The following is an 18,001-nucleotide window of genomic DNA, read 5'->3' on the forward strand; positions in this document are numbered from 1 at the left end:
GCGAATCTGTGGATGGTCCATTTTCTGTAAGAAAAACAATAAGTAAGAGCTTGTTTACTTTGTGGAGGTAAATGACTTCGGTTGGTTTTTTATGTCAGGTTTCGCGCACTTTTCTCATGGTGGGTGCGGTTCTGGATAACAGCAATTTGAATGAAGCACAGGGATGGGCGGCCAGTGCCGTCGCCCGTCAACGTAACTACTTTGAATCCGGGGCGACCCGCAGTTATGCATTTCGGCTGCGTCAGCTGAAAAAGCTGCAAGAGGCCATTGTGCAGTATCAGGGTCAGATTCAGGACGCCCTGCATGCGGATATCGGCCGCCCGCCCTTCGAGGCCTACATCGAGATCAGCACGGCCATTGAAGATCTCAAACACCTGAAAAACTGGATGAAACACGCAACACGCAACACGCAACACGCGCGTGCCGCTGTAGGAGCCCCCTTCCAGGGGGCGAACCGTGCGCAGCACGGAATCGACCGAAGGGCGATCAGGCGTTTTTTCAGCGTGCGACAGGTTTCAGAAAATATTTCGCAGCGGAAATGTTTCCCTCGCCAAGGCTCGGGTTCGCGCCGCGAGCGGCGCTCCTACATTGGCCTGGTCGTTCTCTCGCAATTCTCTGCTGATTCACTTCAGTAGCTTCTGTTTAAGAAATTCCCGGGTGCTTTGCACCATGGCGTAGAACGCCGGGATCATCGGTGTACCGATCAGAAGCGCGGCCAGCATGCCCCACATCACCGTATGCCCCAGTGAAAGCTGGCTGAACATGCCCGCACCGGAGGCAAAGGCCAGCGGCAGAATACCGAGCACAAAGGACAGGGCGGTCATGCACACGGCGCGGAAGCGCAGGCGGCCGGCTTCGGCGGCGGCTTCCAGAATGGACAGCCCCTCCTGCTCGCGCCGTTCACGGGCGAACTCCACAATCAGGATGGCGTTTTTGGCGGCCAGGCCGATCAATAACACCAGCCCCACCTGGGCAAACAGATCCAGCGCGCCCAGCTGCGGGATGCCGATCTGTCCCACCATCAACAGCCCGCCGATGGCCCCGGCCACCGCGATGGGCACCACCAGGATAATCGCCGCCGGCACCGACCAGCTCTCGTATTGCGCCACCAGGAACAGGTAGATGAAGACCATGGCCAGGGCGAAGGCGATTCCGATCTGGTTACCGGCCTTGCGCTCCTGATAGCTCTGTCCGGTCCATTCCACCTGATAGCCATCCGGTAAAACCTCGGTGGCCACGCGTTCCAGTTCGGCCATGGCGTCGCCGCTGGAGACGCCCTCGCCGGGCTGGGCGCGGAGAATGGCGGAGCGGTACAGATTGAAGCGATTGGTGATGTCCGCGCCCAGTACCGGCTCGGTGGTGAGCAGGGTGGACAGCGGCACCATGTTGCCGTTGTTGCTGCGGGCATAAAGCCGTTCGATATCCTTCAGGTCGGAGCGGTAGGCCGGGTCGGCCTGCATCATCACCCGGAAGGTGCGCCCGAACAGGGAGAAGTCATTGATGTAACTGGAGCCCAGCTGGCTCTGCAGGGCGGAGAAGATGTTGGTCAGGGGTACCTGCAGGGTCTTGGCCTTGTTGCGGTCAATATCGATGCGGTACATGGGCACGTTGGCCCGGAAGCTGGTGGAGGCGCTGCCAATCAATGGCGACTGGTTGGCCGCCGCCGTCAGGATCTGCATGGCCCCGGCCAGGTCCGCATGGCTGCGGCCCAGGGTATCTTCCAGCACCAGTTCCAGGCCGCCCACGGCGCCCATGCCCGGTACGGAGGGCGGCGGGAAGGACTGGATCTGGGCCTCGGGAATGGTCTGGTAAGCCTGCTGGGTCACCCGCGCCGAGACGGCCAGGGAGATGTCCTGGAAGTCCGGCCTGTCATCCCAGTGCTTGAGTACCACGAAGCCGGTCCCGCCGTTGCTTTGTACCCCGCCGGTGAGCATGGAGAAGCCGGCAATCATGGTGGCGGATTCCACCGCCGGATCATTGTCGAGCAGGCGCTGCACCTGCTCGATAACGGCTTCGGTGCGGTTGATGGACGCCGCATCCGGCAACTGGACGTTCACCAGCAGCAAGCCCTTGTCTTCCATGGGCACAAAACCGGTGGGCACGGCGCGGGCGCCAAAGAACAGGCCCACCATGATCAGCGCATACAGCACCAAAGTCAGGCCGCGTCGGCCAAGCAGGCCACCGACCACCCGGGAATAGCCCAGGGTGATTTTGGCAAAGCCCTTGTTGAAAGCGCGATACCAGGTGGGCTCACTGTCTTTGCGGCGCAGCACCAGGCTGGCCACGGCCGGACTCAGGCTTAATGCGCAGATGGAGGAAATCACCACGGCCACGCAGATGGTCACCGCGAACTGGTTGTACATGATGCCGGTGATGCCGGGCATCAGCGCCACCGGCACAAACACGGCCAGCAACACCAGGGTGGTGGCGATGATCGGTCCGGTGACCTCTTCCATGGTGCGGGTGACCGCGTCACGGGTGGAAATGTCCGGGTCTTCAAGCAGGTGCCGGTCGGTGTTTTCCACCACCAGGATGGCATCATCCACCACGATGCCGATGGCCAGGATCAGGCCAAACAGGGTAATGGTGTTGATGGACATGCCCGCCACCAGCATGATCGCCAGCGTCCCGATCAGGGACACGGGAATCACCACGGTGGGGACCAAGGTCGGGCGCCAGTCACCGAGGAAAATAAAGGTGATCAGGATGACCAGCCCCACCGCCATCAGCAGCGAGGTGGTGACCTGCTGAATCGCCACTTCCACATAGCGGGTGGTATCGTAGCCGATGGCGTATTCGAGCCCGTCAGGGAAGGTTTTGCTCTGTTCTTCCAGGGCCTGCTTGAGGGCATCGCCGGTGGCCAATGCATTGGCCCCCGGTGCCAGATAGGCGGCCATCACCGTGGTGGGGTGGTTCTGGTAGTTGGCGGCAATGCTGTAGGAAAGCTGGCCCAGCTCGATGCGCGCCACATCCCCCAGCCGCACCATGGCGCCGTTCTCGTCGGCACGCAGGATGATGTTCTCGAATTCCTTCACATCTTTCAGTCGCCCTTCCAGCTGCAGGGCATACTCGGTGCTGAGCTTGCCGTCGAAAGGCGGTGCGCCGATCTTGCCCGCGGGGACCTGCACATTCTGTTCGCGCAGGGCATTGGAAATGTCGTCCGGGGTAATGCCCAGTGCGGTCATCTGTGGCGGGTCCATCCACAGACGCATGGAATAGTCGGCGGAACTGAACACGCTCACATCGGACACGCCCTCTACCCGCTTGAGCGGGTTCTGCACATTGAGCAGGCTGTAGTTGGCGATGAACAGTTCATCCAGTGAGCCGTCCGGGGAATACAGGTTGATGGTGAAGAGAATGTCCGGGGAACGCTTGTCGATGGTCAGGCCCTGGGCGCGGACTTCTGCCGGTAGCGAGGGCTCGGCCAGCTTGACCCGGTTTTGCACCCGCACCAGAGCCATGTCCGGATCTTCACCGACCTCGAAGGTCACCGCGAGACTGTAGCTGCCATTATTGGATGAGCTGGACGACATGTATTCCATGCCTTCCACCCCGTTGACCACATCCTCGATCACCTGCCCCACAGATTCTTCCATGATCGCGGCGGACGCACCGGGCCAGCTGGCACTCACGGAAATCTGCGGTGGCGCCACTTCCGGGTATTCGGAAATAGGCAGCAGTTTCATGGCCAGCAGGCCGGTGAAGGTGATCACCAGGCCCACCACCATGGCCAGCTTGGGTCGCTGGATAAAGACGCCACTGATCACGGGGCAGTACCCCCGTTGTTGTCCGTCGCCGCTGGCGCGTTGGTTTTGTCGGTGTCTTCGTTCTGATTTTTTTGGGGCTGGCTACCGGTATGGGGATCGGTGGCTGGCTTGTAGTCAGAGACCTGGACTTCACTGCCGGGGCGCACTTTCTGGATGCCGCGGAGGATGACTTTTTCCCCGGCCACCAGACCTTCGGTGACCAGCACATTTTCGCCGAAGCGGTCGCCGGTCATCAGGTTGTTGCGCAGCACCAGATTGTTGGTGTTGACGGTAAAAACATAGGTGCCTTGTTGATCCACCTGCAGGGCCGCCTGGGGAATCATCAGGCCGCTCAGACTTTGCTTGAGTCGCACATGGGCCTGCACAAACATGCCGGGGCGAAGCAGGTCGCGGGGGTTGGGCATGGCCGCACGGACTTCCACGGTGCCGGTGTTGCTGTCCACCCGGTTGGAGACGTAAACGATGTTGCCGGTGTAGGGATACTCGCTGCCGTTGGGCAGTTCCAGGCCCACTTCAATCTCTGAAGGCTTGGGCTGGTTGTCGCTCATGGCCGCTTCGGTGAGCAGTCGCTCGGGGATCTGGAAAACCGCCTGCATGTCGTTGCCACCCACCAGGGTGGTCAGGGTACCGAAACCGGGGCTGACCACATCGCCCACCGAGGCGATGGAGCGCCCCACGCGACCGGCCTGGGGGGCCTCGATGTGGGTATAGGACAGATCCACCTGGGCACTTTCCCGTGCGGCGCGGGCAGATTGCTCGGCGGCTTCGGCTTCCTGCTGGCGGGCCTTGAGGGTGTCGTATTCGGAATCGGAGATATAGCCCTTGTCCACCAGCTTGTTGGCGCGGGAAAAGTTGCTTCTGGCTTCCGCCAGAGTGGCCTTGGCGCGCTCATGTTCGGCCTTGGCCCGCGACAGGGCCGCCTTATAGGGCGCCGGGTCGATATCGAACAGGGGCGCGCCGGCTTCCACCGTGTCGCCCTCGCGGAAATGCACGGCAGTGAGTTTGCCGGATACTTGAGCGGTGATGTTCACGTCACTGCGCGAATCAATCCGGGCGGTGAAAGTGCGTTCGGGCTGGTAGGGCTGCTCGCTGGCGGTGACCACAAACACTTCCGGTGGCGGCGCTTCGGTGGCGGGCGGCTCTTCACAGGCAGCTAAGGCGAGAAACAGGACGGGCAAACCAAAACGAGTCAAACGCATGGGGGTGAAATCTCCGTGTCAGGCCGCTGCGCGTGGCAACCGGTTCCCTTTGTTGTTGTGTGCATTGTCACCTTACCACCATATGGTGGTAAGAGAATGACGTTGTGAATAGGATATTCAGAAGGCGTCAGCGGGGCGGCCGACGTCGTTATCAACAGCTGAGCATTGGCTATTTGAACTATTGTTCTGGCTATGGCGTTTGATAAAAACTATCGGCGCATTTGCCAAAGCCAACTGGCCGGGGGCGAGGGTTAAGGGATATAACTGAATCAACAGCTAACACACACTCAACAGGGAGAGAGTCATGGCTGATGCAAGTCAATGCCCGATGCATGCGGCGGGTGGTGGAACCACCAACAAGGACTGGTGGCCCAACCAGTTGCGTCTGGATCTACTCAACCAGCATTCCTCACTGTCGAACCCCATGAATGTGGATTTCGATTATGCCAAGGCATTCAATAGCCTGGATCTGGAGGCGGTCAAAAAAGATCTGCACGCGGTAATGACCGATTCACAGGACTGGTGGCCGGCGGACTTCGGCCACTACGGTGGGCTGTTCATTCGGATGGCCTGGCACAGCGCCGGCACCTACCGGATTGGTGATGGGCGTGGCGGCGGCGGTCGCGGCCAGCAGCGTTTTGCCCCGCTCAATGGCTGGCCGGATAACGTCAATCTGGACAAGGCCCGCCGACTGATCTGGCCGGTGAAACAGAAATACGGCAGCAAGATTTCCTGGGCGGATCTGATCATTCTTACCGGTAACGTGGCACTGGAATCCATGGGCTTTAAAACCTTTGGTTTTGCCGGTGGCCGTGAAGATACCTGGGAACCGGATCAGGACGTGTACTGGGGCCGCGAAAAAGACTGGCTCACCAATGACACCCGGTTCTCGGATAAGCGAGACTTGGAGAACCCTCTCGCAGCCACCATGATGGGGCTGATCTATGTGAATCCGGAAGGTCCCAATGGCGACCCGGACCCGAAGGCTGCCGCCCACGACATTCGCGAAACGTTTGCGCGCATGGCCATGGACGATGAAGAAACCGTTGCCCTGATTGCCGGTGGTCACACCTTCGGTAAAGCCCACGGTGCTGGTGACCCGGAAAAAGTCGGACCTGACCCGGAAGACGCCGGGCTGGCCGAGCAAGGCTTCGGCTGGCGTAGCAGTGTCGGTGCCGGCAAGGGTGACGACACCATGGGCGGTGGCCCGGAGGTGACCTGGTCGCAGACGCCGACACAGTGGAGCCATTACTTCTTTGAAAACCTGTTCGGTTTCGAGTGGGAACTCACCGAGAGCCCGGCCGGTGCCAAGCAGTGGGTAGCGAAGGACGCTGAACCGCAGATGCCCTATGCCCAGGACAAGAGCAAGAAGCACAAGCCGATGATGCTGACCACGGACTTGTCGCTGCGCTTTGATCCGGCCTACGAAAAAATCTCCCGGCGTTTTTATGAAAACCCGGACCAGTTTGCCGATGCCTTTGCGCGGGCCTGGTTCAAGTTGACCCACCGTGACCTGGGGCCGCGTGCCCGCTACCTGGGCCCGGAGATTCCCGGCGAGGAGCTGATCTGGCAGGACCCGGTGCCCGAGGTGGATCATGAGTTGGTGGACGACAAGGACATTGCTGCACTGAAGAGCAAGATCCTGGATTCCGGCCTCAGTGTGTCCGAGCTGGTGTACACCGCCTGGTCGTCTGCTGCCACTTTCCGTGGCGGTGACAAGCGTGGCGGTGCCAACGGTGCCCGTATCCGTCTGGCCCCGCAAAAAGACTGGGAAGTGAATCAGCCGGAGCAACTGGCCCGGGTATTGAAAACCCTGGAAGGAATTCAGGCCGATTTCAATAGCGGCAACAAGAAGGTGTCGCTGGCGGATCTGATCGTGCTGGGCGGCTGTGCCGCCATTGAAAAAGCGGCCAAGGCGGCCGGCATGGACATCACCGTTCCGTTTTCACCGGGGCGTACCGATGCCAGCCTGGAGCAAACCGATGTGGCGTCGTTTGAACCGCTGGAACCTAAAGCGGACGCATTCCGCAACTACCAGCAGGCACGCTTCTCCATGGGCGGCGAGCATCTGATGGTTGACCGCGCCCAGCTGCTCACGCTGACGGCGCCGGAAATGACGGTGCTGGTTGGTGGCCTGCGCGTGCTGGGTGCCAACTACGGTGGCAGCGACCTGGGTGTGTTCACCGACAAGCCCGGCACCCTGACCAACGACTTCTTCGTGAACCTTCTGGACATGGGCACCGAGTGGAAGCCGGTATCCGACGATGAAGAAACGTTTGAAGGGCGCGACCGCAACAGCGGTGAGCTGAAGTGGACCGGCAGCCGTGTGGACCTGGTGTTCGGCTCCAATTCAGTATTGCGTGCGCTGGCGGAGTTGTATGCCTGTGCCGATGCTCAGGAGAAGTTCGTCCACGATTTCGTGGCCGCCTGGACCAAGGTGATGGAACTGGAGCGCTTTGACCTGAAGTAGTTCCTTTTTGATCACTGCAAAATGAAACGGCGCGCTGGCAACAGCGCGCCGTTTTTTATGGTTTATCGCGTACTTTGGATACCCGACGCCGAACACCAGCCGCGAAAGCCACACAAACAGAAAAAACCAGCTGCAGGAATGCCGCAAAGCGGAGTAACGCAGGCAGTTCCGCGCTACCCAAAGGGTGAGCGAAGCGAGGGCGTTGCAAGTAGGCGGATCCGGCGGTCGACCGGCCCCATTCCCGGTATCTTGGGTAACAGGAAAGTTATTCCAAGGCATGTCGTCTTGAGCATGGTTTATTGCGTGATCGGGGCTGTTCAATGCGGGCTGATTGGGTAAGGCTGTGAGGCAAATGCCGAAAGCCTCGGCAGGGTGCTTATACAAAGAGTGCTTATAACAATGGGAGAGAACACCGTGTCCGCATTACCTGAATACCGCTCGTTCGATGTTGCCGTGGAAGATTATATTGCTCACGTGCAGTTCAGTCGCCCTGAAGCGCTGAATAGCATGAACAAGGATTTCTGGCTGGAGTTGCCCCGTTGCCTGCGGGATATCGAGACGGGGACAGACGCTCGCGTGGTGGTGATTTCTTCCACCGGCAAACACTTTTCTGCAGGCATGGATCTGGCGGTGTTTTCCGACCCCAGCGGCGCCCCCATGGGTGGCGACCAGGGGCGAATGGCAGAAAACCTTCGCCGGGTGGTGCTGCAGCTGCAGGATTGTCTGAGTGTCTTGGAGCAGGTGCGTATTCCGGTGCTGGCGGCGATCCAGGGCGGATGTATTGGTGGTGCACTGGATCTGGTCTGTGCGGCGGACAGCCGCTACTGCACAGAGGATGCGTTCTTTACCATCAAGGAAACCCCGCTGGGTATGACCGCAGATGTGGGCACGCTGCAGCGTCTGCCGAAGCTGATGCCCCAGGGCCTGGTGCGGGAGCTGGCCTATACCGGTCGCAAGTTCGGCGCCAGGGAAGCGCTGGAGCAAGGGCTGGTCAACAGTGTTTATGGTAACGCGGAGGATATGCTGACGGCGGTGATGGCCATTGCTGCGGAGATTGCGGCGAATTCCCCGCTGGCCGTGACCGGCTGCAAGGAAATGCTCAATTTCAGCCGCGACCACAGTGTGGAAGACAGCCTCAAGTACATGGCCACCTGGCAGGCGGGCATGTTCCGCCCCGATGACATGATGTTGACGTTCCAGGCCCAGGCGCAAAAACAACAGGCCGAATATCCAGACCTGATGCCGATTAAAGGTTTGTTTGAGCAATAAGTCTGAATCAGCGGCTAACTCGTAGGTCGGCTTAGGCGCAGCCGTAAGCCGATAATGGGCCGTTTCTGCTGCCTTGTCCTTGAGTGTGTTGAGTGTCGGATTACGCCTTTCAGGCTCTCTGTGCCCTTGGGTAAATCCGACCTACTTTTTAAAGAGAGGGTGAGCTGGCGAAAGGCTGAGTAGAGAGGGGGGCGGGATCGTAACCTGTTTATTTAAGGATTAAAAAAGGCGCCATATCCGGCGCCTTTTTTAATCCGTGCACTGTGGTGATCTAGAGCGTGGCCTCGCACACCGGCAGAGCGCTGGCGCCGGGCATTACCCAGACCGGGCTGCTGAATGCCACCGGGCGACCGGTTTGTGGATCACGGACGCGCAGGAAGTAGTAACTTTCCTCGTCAGTGACCGGCACCAGGGTTTCCACGTGGTTGCCCGTTAAAGTCGCGACTACCGCGTTGTTGCGAGTCACCACTTCCACGATGCCAATAAAGTCACCGCCGTTCCGGGTCAGGCTAACTGACAGTGGCAGTAGGCTGCCTGCCGGGCGACGCAAGCGGCTACCCATTGGCGAGCCATCCACGGTGAAGGTCATGCGCAGGTCGTTATAGAACTGGGCCACGGCATAGAAGCGGCGGGCTTGCATGGCTTCGCGTAAATCATCGCGGCTGCGCGAACGGGCCACCAGCACGGTTTTGGGCAGGTCCGGGTCGCCCCATTCGGTATCGTGGTGGTCTTCCGAGCCTGCTGCGCCCACGTGCCAGCCCTTGTCCAGGGCGTAGGACAGCCAACTGCCACCGGGGCCGCCGGAATCGTACTCGGAGCCTTTGCCAAACACTTCCAGCCCCACCACGCGCCGGTCAGCGGCGGCCACATAACGAAAGTCATTGAAGGTGTAGGCCGGGTCGCCGCCCAAGGGCTCCACGATACCTTCGATGGCGTCTTCGCGGCCGGGGTGGTTGAACACCAGCAGGGCGTCGTCGCCGCCACCGAATTGTGCCGGGTAGCTGAACCACTGCCAGAACAGGCCCATGGAGACGGCATAGCCGGGCCCGGTTTTGGCGTTGATCACATTGTCCCCAAAGAACAGGTTGATATGGCCAAAGCGGTCGGAGGTCCATTCGAAACCGCGGAAGGCGGTAAAGCGTTCGTCGCTGGCAGCGTCGGCCTGTTCCGCCGTGGCGTCCCACTTGCGAAAGGAGTCGAACGGGGCGTCGTCATCGGCGATCAGGCACTGGAAAAAATCCTCGGACAGACAGTCGCCAGTTACTGTGAGCGGTAGCCGCACATTGTCAGAATGGTCTGTGACCCCGGTGAAATCCAGCCCCAGCGCTTTTGCGCGTTCGAATACATCAGAAGGACGAGAGTTGAGAGCGCCGTCGGAGTAACCGGTGTGGGCGTGCAAGACACCGATGTATTGTTCGAAAGTGCGGCTGTCGTAGGCAGGGGTGCAGGTATTGGCTGGTGCCTGCGGGGGCAGGGTCTCCAGCACGTACAAAGGGTCGGTGATTTTTCCCAGCAGGCTGGTGCAGCCATCGTCGGCGGGGTGTTCGAAGCAGTGCGCCAGATCTTCGTCCAGGCTGGCCAGACCGGAGAAGGGGCAGGCGGGCGAGTTTGGGTCGCTGAAACAGGCGCTGACGCTGTCCGGGTTGAGAAGATTGCCGAGTACGGCCAGTGGGCAGCCGCTTTGCAGGGGGCGGAACAGGCATTCCAGTACACTGGGTGAGGGTTGTGTGGTGGGTGTGCCCTGCAGGGTGATGTCGCTATATGCCTCCTGTGCGCCGTCATTGGCGGTAAAGCGGAAGGCAAAGGTCGTGGACATATCCAGCTCGGGCAGCGTCACCGAGGCGGTTGCCTGGCTGGAATCGGTGATGGCCAGCGTCGGCGCGCCATTGTCCAGTTGAGTCCAGACGTACATGAGAGCATCGCCTTCCGGGTCGCTGGCCTCACCAATCAGCTGAATGGATTCACCGCTGGTGGCCACACCGGGGTCTGCATAGGCGTCGTCCACGATGGGGGCATTATTGCCCGGTAACGGGGAGAGCGTGATGGTCAGCGTGTCGCTGGTTTCTGCGCCCAGATCATCCGTGGCAGTGAGGGTCACTGCCAAGTCGGTTTCATTGCTCACTTGGGGGGCAGCGAAACGGGTGTTCAGGTCATCTTCAGGCTGAAAGGTAACAGCGGGACCGGCGGTCACTTCCCAGAGCACCGAGGCGATGGCGCCGTCATCGGTGGCGCTGCCGGACAATATGATTTCATCGCCACTGGTGGCCGTCTGGTCGGCCCCGGCATCGACCACCGGTAGTGGATTGTTCACGGTGTTGGTGACCGTCACCGTTACCTGGTCCCGACCGAGGTTTCCATTGCTGTCTTCGGCTTCCAGCTCAAACACCAGATCGGTATCGCTATCCACTTGTGGCGCAGTAGCGGTCATCAGGTTTTGATCACTGGCGCCATCCACGGTGGCGGAAGGTCCCTCGAGCTGGGTCCATTGCAGGCGGCGAATAGTGGTGCCACCGGTGGCCGTGGCGCCGCCCTGCAAAATGAAGCTCGCGGTTTCCTCCACCTGTTGGTCCATGCCTGCGTCCACCGTGGGTGCAGTGGTGCTGACCGGCGTCACTGTCAGAGGGTGGCGAAGGGTGGTGGTGGCCTCATCGTCGTCATGCAGCCGGGCGATCACGGTGGCGGCAGTATCCGTGCCGACCGTATCGGCACGAACCTGAATGAATGCGTCAGTTGTGGCTTCAATATCGAGTGGCCCTTCCACTGCCCACTCGATATTGATGATTTCGCCATCCTCGTCGCTGGCTTGCAGCTGGAAGATGCGGCTGCTGCCTGCCGGCATGGTGCTGTCGCCGGTCAGGCTGCCTGTCGGGGCCTGATTCTGCGGCGTGTTGGGTGTCGGGTTGGTATTGTCACTGCTGCCACCACCGCCACAAGCGGCCAGCAGGGTTGCCAGTAAACTGAGAATAACGGTACGCCACATGATCAAGATCTCCCCCATTAAAAACGCGCTGATGCTGACGGGTGGGTATGAACAAACCATGACGGCAAAAATGGTGTGGCTTACGCAAGGTTACAAAAACGGGTGGGGGAGGCTGTTTTTGGGCAAAACGGATGCCTGATCGGATAAAAATCGATAACAAAAAACAGGCAATTCAAAATGTTGTTCAGGGCGTAGAGCGGGCGCTTCGCGATTTTCGCGATTCAAAGGGGGAGGGGAGAAAGGAGAAACGGTGTTTTGAGGGCGCGTTGCGGGTGGCGGAGTCAGTCAGCAAGCAATAAAAAAGGCGCCACGAGGGCGCCTTTTTCTACTGGAACGATCGCTTACAGAGCGACGATGTTCTCAGCCTGCGGGCCTTTAGGGCCCTGGGTCACGGTGAACTCAACCGCTTGGCCTTCGGCCAGGGTCTTGAAACCGGAACCGGTGATTGCGCTGAAGTGAGCGAAAACGTCAGGGCCGTTTTCCTGCTCCAGGAAACCAAAACCTTTTGCTTCGTTGAACCACTTAACGGTGCCTTTAACTGTAGACATATCTCTAATCCTGAAAAATGAAGTTTTGCCTTTTACGGCGGGTGTAGCTGAAAAACGGAGACTTGGACTTCAGAACTGCAGGACGAGTTATACAATGTAAACAACGAAATGGAGTACGTGATTCAAGCGCGATCTTTTAGCTGGGCCAGAACATAACCCTATTATTGCTCCGTGTACAGCTAAATCGTACCGGATTGACGTTCGGGGAGGGCGGTCAGCGCTGATTTGGAGCGTTGCTCGCCCTTGGCCTGGCGTGGTGAGAGCCGCCAGGGTGCTATGCTGGGCGCATTGTAGCCAATAGAGAGGCCGTCGTGCCCCCACTGACCTGGCTCAACAGAGCCCGCCCGCAGAAATTGCCCTTCCGGCGCCGTGTCACCCGTGCCGCTGTGGCGCTGGTTTATCGCGGGGGGATAACGGAGGGCGAGCTATTCTTTATCCAGCGCGCCCATCGCCCCGGGGACCCCTGGTCCGGAGACATGGCCTTCCCCGGTGGGCGCTTGCAAACCGGCGATACCTCCAGCCGTGACACCGCCATGCGCGAAACCGCTGAAGAAACCGGGCTCGACCTGTACCAGAGCGGGCACTACCAAGAGCGCCTGACAGACCGGCTGACCCGCCACCACAGCCGCTGGCGGCCGATGGTGGTCACGCCCCATGTGTTTGCCTGGCAGGGCGACGACGCGCTGCGCCTGAACCACGAAGCCCGCCACGGGGTATGGATTCCGATGGAATTTCTGAGCAACCCGGATAACCGCAGCACCCTCACCTACCGCACACCAATGGGGGCGGTGACGCTGCCGTGCTGCCGCTATCAGGGCTACTGCATTTGGGGGTTGAGTTATCGAATGATGGTGGAGTTTTTGGAGCGGCGGTGAGGTGGAGGGGTATCGATTGGCTAACATTGTGGTGTTGCGGTGATCGGGGCTGAGGCGACATGAGGAAGTGTGCGCAGGCTTGGCCTGCGCACACAAATCTTAGAACTTGTAAGCCGCACCAATTTGGAGAGTTTGGCTGGTTACATCGACATCGGTTTCGACGCCAATGGCTGCCGAGTTTTTGTACTGAACAGCGGCCAGCTCCGCGGTGCCAAGATCAGCATAGCGGTACTCGGCGCGGACAGAGATGTTATCTGACAGAGATTTTTCAACGCCCAGTGCCAAGGCCCAACCAGTGATGCTGTCGTCGTCACTGGAAGAATGAGCAGGGGCTGAACCGTCGCAGAGGATGTTGTCGGAAGCACAATTAGAGCTCACCTCTACTTCTGTAAACGTGGCGCTCAAGGTGCTATAGGCCATTGTGGAGTCATTCAGCAAGTAACCACCCTTAATACCAATAAGGACGGTGTCATTTACATCAACCTCAGCTTTTGTTCTGTTGGGGCTGGGGCCGGTAAAGGGGTTGCTGCCGGGAATGCGATTCACAGAATCGCTGATGCTGCTGCCTTGATATCCCAATTCAGCGCCGATAATCCAGTTACCATTCAGCGCCATGTTGTAGTTGGCAAAGACACCATAAGCAAAGGCAGAATCATCGAGAGATTCGGAAGTATCACCGCTCGGATTGCCGCGGCTTTGGTCGAAAGCGCTAATGTAGTGGTCTGTTTCCCAATCCATGCTGACATCTTCATAACCCAGGGCTGCCCCTGCTTGAAAGCCAGAAAAAGCATTGTCTGCCATGGCAAAAGCCGGTAACGCCGAAATGGCCAGTACAGAAATGATCTTGTTGAAATCCGTTTTCATTGTGTTCCCCAGTATAATTTTGAGTGCAAAGAATATGCTGTCATAAATAAAGCATCAATCTGTAATTGCTCATTAATGTACCGGCAAGAGTGAAATACCTCATATGAGGTATGACTTTCTTGGGGCATAAACAAAGGCTGATATTTTGGTCAGTTATTGCCCTTGATTGTTGTGCGATGCATCATGGTTGAAATACAAAAAAGGGAAGGTAGTGACTATGAAGAAAGTAATGGCAGCAATTGCTCTTGTTATGATGATTTCCGGAACTGCACTGGCCCACTCCGGCGGTACTGATGCTAACGGCTGTCATGCAGGGAAAAAACCATACCACTGTCACTGAGTTTCGATGCGCGGTAGCGTTTTGGCTATCGCGCCTCCCTCCTCCTTTTGGTTCTATCTATTCTAATCCGCGTTCGGGCTGTTTAAGAGGGTTTGTGCGTGTTCTCTCCTTCGTTCTCGGCCTCCTTTTGATTACCGGATACCTTATTTGGGTGATGGTTTCTCTGTGAGTATCAGGGAAGATGGGAAGCAGTGCTTTGATGGTGCTTCATGTTCCTGGATGAGACTTCAGGGGGGCCGTGTGGCACTGATGCGGACACGAATATACAAAATATGATCAATGTTTTTTTCATTGTGCGGTATGCGCCGCCAAGTCATTGATCAATCCTGCCCCGTCTGGGGTGGCTGACAAATGGAGTTTCCATGATCATTAAAGTGTTATCTGGGCTTTTGCTCGTGGCCGTGATGGTGCCGCAGTCGCATGCGCAGCCTGTTGAAGATGTAGAGGCGTGTGTGGAAAGTAAAAGAGAGCAGTATCCAGGCGATACGCTCAATAATATGCGGCAGCGGTGTTTCCCGATTGCAGCTACTTGCTGGGGGTGGGGCGCTGGAGAGAACGCCGTTTATGAATACTGCGGTGCCGATGCCCTTAGAGATCGTGGTGTAGATTCACTGGCCAAGGATCAAGACAACAAAAGTGACTGGGAATAAAAAAACCGGTTTGTCTTGGCTTAAGAAAGCGTGAGCTGGCGGGTGTCTGGGCACCCGCTTCTATATCGGCATATTTCCTGGTCAGGAAGTGCGTAGGTGTTCGCGTGAAGCGTGTGGCATGCCTGCGTTTCTCAATGCGCCTCTTCCCAGTTATCCCCAATCCCCGCATCCACAATCAGCGGCACTTTCAATTCCGCCGCTGATTCCATGCGAGCCTTAACCTCTTTCACCAGATCCTCCACCTGATCCTCGGCCACTTCAAACACCAGTTCATCGTGCACCTGCATGATCATCTTGGCGTCGAAGTCGGTGGTTTCCAGCCAGTCGTGCACTTTGATCATGGCTTTCTTGATGATGTCCGCGGCGGTGCCCTGCATGGGGGCGTTGATGGCGGCGCGTTCGGCGGCCTGGCGGCGTTGGCCGTTTTTGCTGTGAATTTCCGGCAGGTAGAGGCGGCGGCCGTAGACGGTTTCCACGTAGCCGTTATCTGCGGCCAGGGCGCGGGTGTCGGCCATGTATTTTTTCACGCCGGGGTAACGCTCAAAGTAGAGGTCGATATATTCCTGGGCTTCTTTGCGCGGCAGGCCCAATTGTTTGGCCAGGCCGAAGGCGCTCATGCCGTAGATGAGGCCGAAGTTGATGGCCTTGGCGTTGCGACGGTCGTTGTCGCTCACCTCGTCGAGAGTTTTTCCCCACACTTCGGCGGCGGTAGCGCGGTGGATATCCAGGCCTTTTTCGAAGGCGTCGGTGAGGCCCTTGTCGTCACTCAGGTGCGCCATGATGCGCAGTTCGATTTGCGAGTAATCACAGGCGACGATCTTGCGCCCTTTGGGGGCCAGGAAGGCCTGGCGGATCTTGCGGCCTTCTTCAGAGCGCACCGGGATGTTCTGCAGGTTCGGGTCGCTGGAGGACAAGCGCCCGGTGGCGGCCACCGCCTGATGATAGGAGGTGTGCACGCGACCGGTGCGCTGGTTGATCAGCTCCGGCAGTTTGTCGGTGTAGGTGTTTTTCAGTTTGGCCACGCCACGGTAATCCATGATCACCTGGGGTAGCGGGTACTCCAGGGCCAGTTCCTGCAGCACTGGTTCTGCCGTGGACGGCGCGCCCTTGGGGGTCTTCTTGATGACCGGGATTGCCAGTTTCTCGTAGAGAATCTCGCCGAGCTGTTTGGGGCTGGCCAGGTTGAATTCCTGCCCGGCGATTTCAAAGGCCTTTTCCTGCAGTTCGGCCATGCGCTTGGCGAGGAACTGGCTCTGGTGTTTGAGCAGGGTGGCGTCCACGTAGGTGCCGTTGCGCTCGATGCGGCTGAGCACGGTAGCCAGCGGCAGTTCGATATCGCGGAACACCTCTGGCAATTTGCCTTCGTTTTCCAGTTTCGGCCACAGGCTTTGGTGCAGGCGCAGGGTAATGTCTGCATCTTCAGCGGCGTAGGTGCCGGCTTCTTCCAGCCCTACCTGATTGAAGGTGAGCTGCTTGGCGCCCTTGCCGGCGATTTCTTCAAAGCCGATGGTCTTGTGGCCCAGGTACTTGAGCGACAGGGAGTCCATGTCGTGGCGGGTGGCCACGGAATCGAGTACGTAGGATTCCAGCATGGTGTCGAAGGCCACGCCGCGCAGGGTGATACCCGCGTCTTCGGCGAGTACGCTCATGTCGTACTTCAGGTTCTGGCCGACTTTCTTGAGGTTGTCGTCTTCGAGAATCGGTTTCAGTGCATCGAGGACAAACTGCTTGTCGAGCTGGTCTGGAGCGCCCGGGTAGTTGTGGCCGAAGGGAATGTAGGCGGCCTTGCCCGCTTCCACTGCCACGCTCACGCCCACCAGTTCTGCCTGCATGTAGTTGAGGCTGGTGGTTTCGGTATCGAAGGCAAACACGTCTGCGTTCTTGAGCGCGTCAATCCAGGCATTGAGGGCGGTTGCATCGAGGACGGTTTCGTAGCCTTCCTTGTCGATGCTCTGTACGGACTCACTGTCGGCTTCAAGCTCTACTTTCTTGCCGGCGTCTTCAGCGGCCGGGTCCTGGCCTTCCAGCAGTTCACTGAGCCAGCCTTTGAATTCCAGGCTGCGGTAATATTCGGCCAGCTTTTCCGCGTCCGGGGTTTGCAGCTTTAACTCGTTCAGATCGTCGCTGACGTCGCAATCCAGCTTGATGGTGGCCAGCTGGTAGGAAAGGAATGCCATTTCCTTGTTGTCTTCCAGCTTCTTGCCCAGGGTCTTGGCTCCCCGGAAGCTGAGGTCGGCCACCTTGTCCAGGTTGTCGTAGATGGTTTCCAGCGACCCCAGACCCTGTAGCAGGCCGAGGGCGGTTTTCTCGCCCACACCGGGGACGCCGGGAATGTTGTCCACCTTGTCGCCCATGAGGGCGAGGAAATCGATGATTAGCTCCGGGCCCACGCCGAATTTCTGTTTCACGCCGTCGATGTCGTAGAGGGCGTTGTTCATGGTGTTGATCAGGGTGACCTTGTCGGTGACCAGCTGGGCCATGTCCTTGTCGCCGGTGGAGATCAGCACCGGTGCGCCCTGCTCGCCGAAGATGCGCGCGAAGGTGCCGATCACGTCGTCCGCTTCCACGCCGTCTTCGATGATTAGCGGCAGGCCCATGGCGCGGATCAGATCGTGCAGGGGCTGCACCTGTGCGCGCAGGTCGTCGGGCATGGGTGGGCGGTTGGATTTGTACTCTTCAAACAGCTCGTCGCGGAAGGTCTTGCCCTTGGCGTCAAAGATCACCGCCATGTATTGCGGGTCGTAGTCCTTGATCAGCTTGCGCAGCATGGACGCGACCCCGCGCACCGCCCCGGTGGGTTGGCCGCTGGAGGTGGTGAGCGGCGGCAGGGCGTGAAAGGCGCGATACAGGTAGGAGGAACCATCGACCAGGATGATGGGTTTTTCGGCTGCGGACATGGGGCTCGACTTCTGCTGACTAAAAGATGCAGAGAGTGTAGCGGAAAAGGGCGCTTTCGGCAGGGCCGGGGGATAGCGGTAGGAGCACCTCTTGAGGTGCGAACCCGGCGAGGGGCAACGTAAACCGGTGGGGAAGGGTGAT

At 58.8% G+C, this 18,001-nt stretch carries 13 protein-coding genes; 7 read left to right on the plus strand and 6 right to left on the minus strand.

What is annotated here, in order from left to right; translation table 11 throughout:
* Positions 1 to 71 precede the first annotated feature (71 nt).
* A complete protein-coding gene (locus F1529_RS17560; protein ID WP_230457678.1) occupies positions 72 to 635 on the plus strand; it encodes a hypothetical protein in 564 nt (187 codons plus the stop codon).
* Here F1529_RS17560 and F1529_RS01645 read toward each other — a convergent pair.
* Together F1529_RS01645 and F1529_RS01650 are read right to left on the minus strand one after the other, a co-directional pair.
* Complete coding sequence (locus F1529_RS01645; protein WP_370456929.1) at positions 624 to 3,767, minus strand: efflux RND transporter permease subunit; 3,144 nt, start codon at positions 3,765 to 3,767, stop codon at positions 624 to 626. The genes F1529_RS17560 and F1529_RS01645 overlap by 12 nt on opposite strands.
* Complete coding sequence (locus tag F1529_RS01650) at positions 3,764 to 4,966, minus strand: efflux RND transporter periplasmic adaptor subunit (protein ID WP_155131528.1); 1,203 nt, start codon at positions 4,964 to 4,966, stop codon at positions 3,764 to 3,766. The genes F1529_RS01645 and F1529_RS01650 overlap by 4 nt, the downstream gene beginning before the upstream one ends.
* A 304-nt stretch (positions 4,967 to 5,270) precedes the next feature.
* Between F1529_RS01650 and katG the strand changes: the two genes are divergently transcribed.
* Together katG and F1529_RS01660 are read left to right on the plus strand one after the other, a co-directional pair.
* A complete protein-coding gene (gene katG / locus F1529_RS01655; protein ID WP_155131531.1) occupies positions 5,271 to 7,436 on the plus strand; it encodes a catalase/peroxidase HPI in 2,166 nt (721 codons plus the stop codon).
* Positions 7,437 to 7,850: 414 nt separating this feature from the next.
* Positions 7,851 to 8,705 carry a crotonase/enoyl-CoA hydratase family protein gene (locus F1529_RS01660; RefSeq protein WP_290517088.1) on the plus strand — a complete coding sequence of 285 codons (855 nt, stop codon included), beginning with the start codon at positions 7,851 to 7,853 and terminating at the stop codon, positions 8,703 to 8,705.
* A gap of 271 nt (positions 8,706 to 8,976) precedes the next feature.
* Here the strand turns inward: F1529_RS01660 and F1529_RS01665 are convergent, their stop codons facing one another.
* Positions 8,977 to 11,685, minus strand: coding sequence for a PKD domain-containing protein (locus tag F1529_RS01665; protein ID WP_155131538.1), 2,709 nt, complete (start codon positions 11,683 to 11,685; stop codon positions 8,977 to 8,979).
* Here F1529_RS01665 and F1529_RS01670 point away from each other — a divergent pair.
* Positions 11,684 to 11,824, plus strand: a complete 141-nt coding sequence (locus F1529_RS01670; protein WP_155131541.1) for a hypothetical protein — start codon at positions 11,684 to 11,686, stop codon at positions 11,822 to 11,824. The genes F1529_RS01665 and F1529_RS01670 overlap by 2 nt on opposite strands.
* Before the next feature lie 202 nt (positions 11,825 to 12,026).
* Here F1529_RS01670 and F1529_RS01675 read toward each other — a convergent pair whose 3' ends face one another.
* Entirely contained in the window at positions 12,027 to 12,233 is a 207-nt protein-coding gene (locus tag F1529_RS01675; RefSeq protein WP_007149147.1) for a cold-shock protein, read from the minus strand.
* A 311-nt stretch (positions 12,234 to 12,544) separates the two neighbouring features.
* Here F1529_RS01675 and F1529_RS01680 point away from each other — a divergent pair, with 311 nt between their 5' ends.
* Positions 12,545 to 13,108: a CoA pyrophosphatase gene (locus tag F1529_RS01680; RefSeq protein WP_370456930.1), complete on the plus strand. Its 564-nt coding sequence runs from the start codon at positions 12,545 to 12,547 to the stop codon at positions 13,106 to 13,108.
* Between the two features lie 99 nt (positions 13,109 to 13,207).
* Here F1529_RS01680 and F1529_RS01685 read toward each other — a convergent pair whose 3' ends face one another.
* Positions 13,208 to 13,972: an outer membrane protein gene (locus F1529_RS01685; RefSeq protein WP_155131544.1), complete on the minus strand. Its 765-nt coding sequence runs from the start codon at positions 13,970 to 13,972 to the stop codon at positions 13,208 to 13,210.
* Between the two features lie 253 nt (positions 13,973 to 14,225).
* Between F1529_RS01685 and F1529_RS01690 the strand changes: the two genes are divergently transcribed.
* Both F1529_RS01690 and F1529_RS01695 read left to right on the plus strand, forming a co-directional pair.
* Positions 14,226 to 14,312 carry a YHYH domain-containing protein gene (locus F1529_RS01690; RefSeq protein WP_230457842.1) on the plus strand — a complete coding sequence of 29 codons (87 nt, stop codon included), beginning with the start codon at positions 14,226 to 14,228 and terminating at the stop codon, positions 14,310 to 14,312.
* A 362-nt stretch (positions 14,313 to 14,674) separates the two neighbouring features.
* Positions 14,675 to 14,962: a hypothetical protein gene (locus tag F1529_RS01695; RefSeq protein ID WP_155131550.1), complete on the plus strand. Its 288-nt coding sequence runs from the start codon at positions 14,675 to 14,677 to the stop codon at positions 14,960 to 14,962.
* 131 nt (positions 14,963 to 15,093) lie between these two features.
* On the opposite strand, the gene polA is transcribed toward F1529_RS01695, so the two are convergent.
* Positions 15,094 to 17,859: a DNA polymerase I gene (polA, locus tag F1529_RS01700; protein WP_155131553.1), complete on the minus strand. Its 2,766-nt coding sequence runs from the start codon at positions 17,857 to 17,859 to the stop codon at positions 15,094 to 15,096.
* Positions 17,860 to 18,001 lie beyond the last annotated feature (142 nt).

The organism is Alcanivorax sp. VBW004, from assembly GCF_009718865.1.
Lineage (GTDB): Bacteria > Pseudomonadota > Gammaproteobacteria > Pseudomonadales > Alcanivoracaceae > Alcanivorax.

What these genes read in the sequence shown, in the direction of transcription:
- F1529_RS17560 (WP_230457678.1), top strand. Translation starts at nt 72, where the DNA reads ATGACTTCGGTTGGTTTTTTATGTCAGGTTTCGCGCACTTTTCTCATG.
- F1529_RS01650 (WP_155131528.1), bottom strand. Translation starts at nt 4,966, where the DNA reads ATGCGTTTGACTCGTTTTGGTTTGCCCGTCCTGTTTCTCGCCTTAGCT.
- katG (WP_155131531.1), top strand. Translation starts at nt 5,271, where the DNA reads ATGGCTGATGCAAGTCAATGCCCGATGCATGCGGCGGGTGGTGGAACC.
- F1529_RS01670 (WP_155131541.1), top strand. Translation starts at nt 11,684, where the DNA reads ATGATCAAGATCTCCCCCATTAAAAACGCGCTGATGCTGACGGGTGGG.
- F1529_RS01665 (WP_155131538.1), bottom strand. Translation starts at nt 11,685, where the DNA reads ATGTGGCGTACCGTTATTCTCAGTTTACTGGCAACCCTGCTGGCCGCT.
- F1529_RS01675 (WP_007149147.1), bottom strand. Translation starts at nt 12,233, where the DNA reads ATGTCTACAGTTAAAGGCACCGTTAAGTGGTTCAACGAAGCAAAAGGT.
- F1529_RS01685 (WP_155131544.1), bottom strand. Translation starts at nt 13,972, where the DNA reads ATGAAAACGGATTTCAACAAGATCATTTCTGTACTGGCCATTTCGGCG.
- F1529_RS01690 (WP_230457842.1), top strand. Translation starts at nt 14,226, where the DNA reads ATGATTTCCGGAACTGCACTGGCCCACTCCGGCGGTACTGATGCTAAC.
- F1529_RS01695 (WP_155131550.1), top strand. Translation starts at nt 14,675, where the DNA reads ATGATCATTAAAGTGTTATCTGGGCTTTTGCTCGTGGCCGTGATGGTG.
- polA (WP_155131553.1), bottom strand. Translation starts at nt 17,859, where the DNA reads ATGTCCGCAGCCGAAAAACCCATCATCCTGGTCGATGGTTCCTCCTAC.